General features: G+C 36.8%; 3 protein-coding genes. All 3 read right to left on the bottom strand.

Annotation, left to right across the window (positions count from 1 at the left end; all coding sequences use genetic code 11):
- A partial coding sequence (locus ACLTU0_RS11320) for an AAA family ATPase (RefSeq protein ID WP_412322543.1) occupies positions 1–914 on the bottom strand: 914 nt, incomplete at its 3' end.
- On the bottom strand, positions 911–2023 hold the full coding sequence (locus ACLTU0_RS11315; RefSeq protein ID WP_147514418.1) for an exonuclease SbcCD subunit D: 1113 nt from the start codon (positions 2021–2023) through the stop codon (positions 911–913). The genes ACLTU0_RS11315 and ACLTU0_RS11320, both read right to left, overlap by 4 nt.
- Positions 2024–2171: 148 nt before the next feature.
- Complete coding sequence (locus ACLTU0_RS11310) at positions 2172–3341, bottom strand: AI-2E family transporter (RefSeq protein WP_022230247.1); 1170 nt, start codon at positions 3339–3341, stop codon at positions 2172–2174.
- Between the last annotated feature and the right edge of the window lie 161 nt (positions 3342–3502).

Below are 3502 nucleotides of genomic sequence, written 5' to 3'. Positions count from 1 at the left end.
CTTTCAAGTCTGTCTGTATCTTTTCTTAAGCTTTCGATTTTTTCACTGTCATCATTTAGCTTTTTCAGTGTTTCTTCTTCCTTTTCAAGCGATTCGATAAACTTATTTGTATTTTCCGCCAAACTGATTTCGTCTGAAAGTTTCTGCGATTTTGTTTTTAAACGTTTTTCTTTCGCCGTAATACTCTTTTTATCTTTTTCCCAATCGCCAAGCAAGTTCATCAGTGCATTTATAAATTCATCTGTCCTTGTTGAATCATATAAAATCCAATCATCTTCATTATCGCTTACAACGCCTTTTATTTCACGTTCAATACTGCTTTTTACAGTTTCATAATCACGTTTGGCATCATTGGCTAACATTTTCGCACGATCTTGAAAACGCCTGTATAAATCGGTATTAAATATTTTTCTGAATATCTTTCCGCGTTCGTCCGTGCCTGCAAGCAACAGTTTTAAAAACTCACCTTGCGCTATCATTGCAATTTGAGTAAACTGTCCGCAGTCGATTTTCAAAATATCCGTAACTGCCGCCGTCACTTCTTTTACACCCGATTTCACACTTCCGTCGGGATATGTAATTTCCGCTTTCGGTGTTTCCTCTGTTTTCAAGCCCTCACGCTTATATCTCGGATTTCTCTTTATTTTATACACTTTACCTCTGTACATAAACTCCAGCTCAACAAACGTCTTTGTATCTTTTTTTGCAAAGTCACTTCTAAGCATAGTATTTTCACGTCTTTGTGTTGCCGCCTCTCCGTACAAAGCAAAGGTTATTGCGTCAAATATCGTTGATTTTCCCGCACCTGTGTCACCTGTTATAATATAAAGACCGTTTTGGTATTTTTCAAAATCTATTGTCACTTTTTCAGCATAAGGTCCAAATGCGCTCATTGTAATCTTTAACGGTTTCAATTTTCTTTCACCTCCTCTAAAATCGAATCGACCAACTCGGCTTTTTCACTGTCTATTTCCACACCGTTCTGCAACTTATAAAAATCATAAAAAAGTTCATTATCAGGCTTAGTTCCGACACCTGTCGCCTCATATACACCCTTTGTATTTCCTTTCATATCACGTTCAAATTCAAGCTGCATAACATTCGGATACGCACTTCTCACTTTGTCCATTGCGTCTATTATATTGTCTTTGTCGGTAAGCGTGATATGTAAATAATCATCAGAATCCGCCGCATTTATTACTTCTTTAGACAATATATTTTCAATACTGCCCTTAATCATTCGCATATCGTGCAAAGGCTTTAACGGTATTGTTTGCACTGAGAAATCATCTGCATCGACTATTGTAACGGTTTTATCGTATTTTGCCTCAGAGAATGAATATTTCAGCGGTGAACCGCAATATCGCACTTTTTCACTTAACGACTGCGGTCTGTGGATATGTCCCAAAGCCGTATAATCAAAATCATCAAACACCGATATATCAATATTATCAAGACCGCCTACAGATACACTTTCCGAATCACTTCGCATTGTTTCCGCACCTGTTTTTGTAATAAATTGATGTGACAGTATAACGTTTTTCTGCGACTTATCAATATCCGTATTCTCAATAATCTCCCTTACTGCGTCCTCATACGTTTCGACTTCGGGGTAAAACCTTCTTACCATTATCGGTTTTACGAACGGCAACATATAAAAATTAACATCATCAATTTTCACCTTGTGAAGTTCACCGTCAAAAACCGAATATATATGCACACCGTTATTCTGCATTATTTTACTTCCGAACCCCAATCTTTCCGGCGAATCGTGGTTGCCGCTTATTATTAATGTCGGTATATCTTTTGCGGCAAGCTCCGTAAGAAAATCGTCAAATACCGTAACCGCCTCGACCGCAGGTATCGATTTATCATACACATCGCCTGATACAATAACCGCGTTAATTTCTTCATTTGCGATTATATTAAGTATTTGTTCAAGTATGTATTTCTGGTCATTTATCATAGAAAACTCATTCACGCGTTTTCCTATGTGCAAATCGGATAAGTGTATAAACTTCATTGTGTTTCTCCTTTGCTTTAATTTGTTATCACTATTTTAACCCGACTTTCAATTCTTGTCAAATCAGCGATTTTTTATTTTTAAAATTGTTTATTTGCACACAATTTTAAAATATGTTATAATAAAAGATTACGCAAAAAGCAGTGCTTTACACACTGCTTTCATTACTCTCATCATTGTTATTTTCTTTTGTTTTTTTCTGTTCAAGACGTTTATATGTCCATTCTCGCACGAGCGTATATATCACCGATGTAAACGGTATAAAGAACAACATACCTGCCACGCCCATAAGACTGCTGCCTATTGTAACAGCCGCCAAAACCCAAAGTGACGGCAAGCCGACCGAACCGCCGACAACTTTCGGATAAATTAAATTACCCTCTATCTGCTGAAGTACAATGAACACAATTACAAATATAAGTGCTTTCATCGGGCTTACCATAATCATCAAAAATGCACCCACAATACAGCCGATAAACGCACCGAATATCGGTATAAGTGCCGTAAAAGCGATTAAAACTCCAATCAAAAGTGCATACGGCAATCGTATTATTGACAATGTAACAAAGAACATTGTACCCAAAATCAACGCCTCAAGGCATTGTCCCGTTATAAAGTTTGAAAAAGTTTCATTGCTCAATTTTGCGACATACGTTATTTTATTCACTATTTTTTCAGGCAAAGCCGCCTGCATAAACATATTGACTTGTCTTTGAAGTGTTTCTTTTTTCGCAAGCAGATAGAACGCAAATATCAAGCCGATAAAAAATGCCGTTATTCCAGATACAACAGCTTTTGCCGCCGTAAATGTACCGTTTAAAACATTTCCCGCACCGTTTTGTAAGAAATTTATCGCCGTATCCATAAGTTTGTCGGTATTGAACTGCAAACTTGCAATCCAATCATGGATTTGCGTATTATTACTGAACATATCCTCTGCCCATTTCTGTACTTTAGGAAAAAATGCTTCTGCCGATTTTGTAAGTTCTCTCACAGTTCCGCCTATTTGTGGCACAACAATAAGTATCACACCCGCAATCACTCCGATTACAAGCAGAAAAGTTATAATCATACTGAGCGGTCTTGCGTATTTCTTTTGTTTTCCGTTTTTGCTTTTGAACAGTAGCTTTTCAATCGCTCTCATAGGTATATTAAGTATAAAAGCTATTATTCCGCCCAAAACAAACGGAAAAATTATTCCCCACAAAAGTCCTATAGCGTTTCCGACCTTTTCGTAGTTCTGCACTATAACCAACACTACAACCGTGAACAATATTATTCCGCAAATTTTCTTTACATTTTCTTTGGTTAAATTCACATTTTTCACCCTTTCAGATTATGATTTTATAAATGCAAATAAGCTGTCACATAAAAATGCAACAGCTTAAATTTAATTAGCCCATCATTTTCATAGCGTCTTGCAGCCACCATTCACCGATGTCAATAGCCTTATAAAGATTTTCTCTTTCGCACTTACGA

Source organism: Hominilimicola sp. (assembly GCF_046972485.1).
In the GTDB taxonomy this organism is placed as follows: Bacteria; Bacillota; Clostridia; order UBA1381; family UBA1381; genus Hominilimicola; species Hominilimicola fabiformis.
This window is presented reverse-complemented; position numbering and strand designations above follow the sequence as displayed.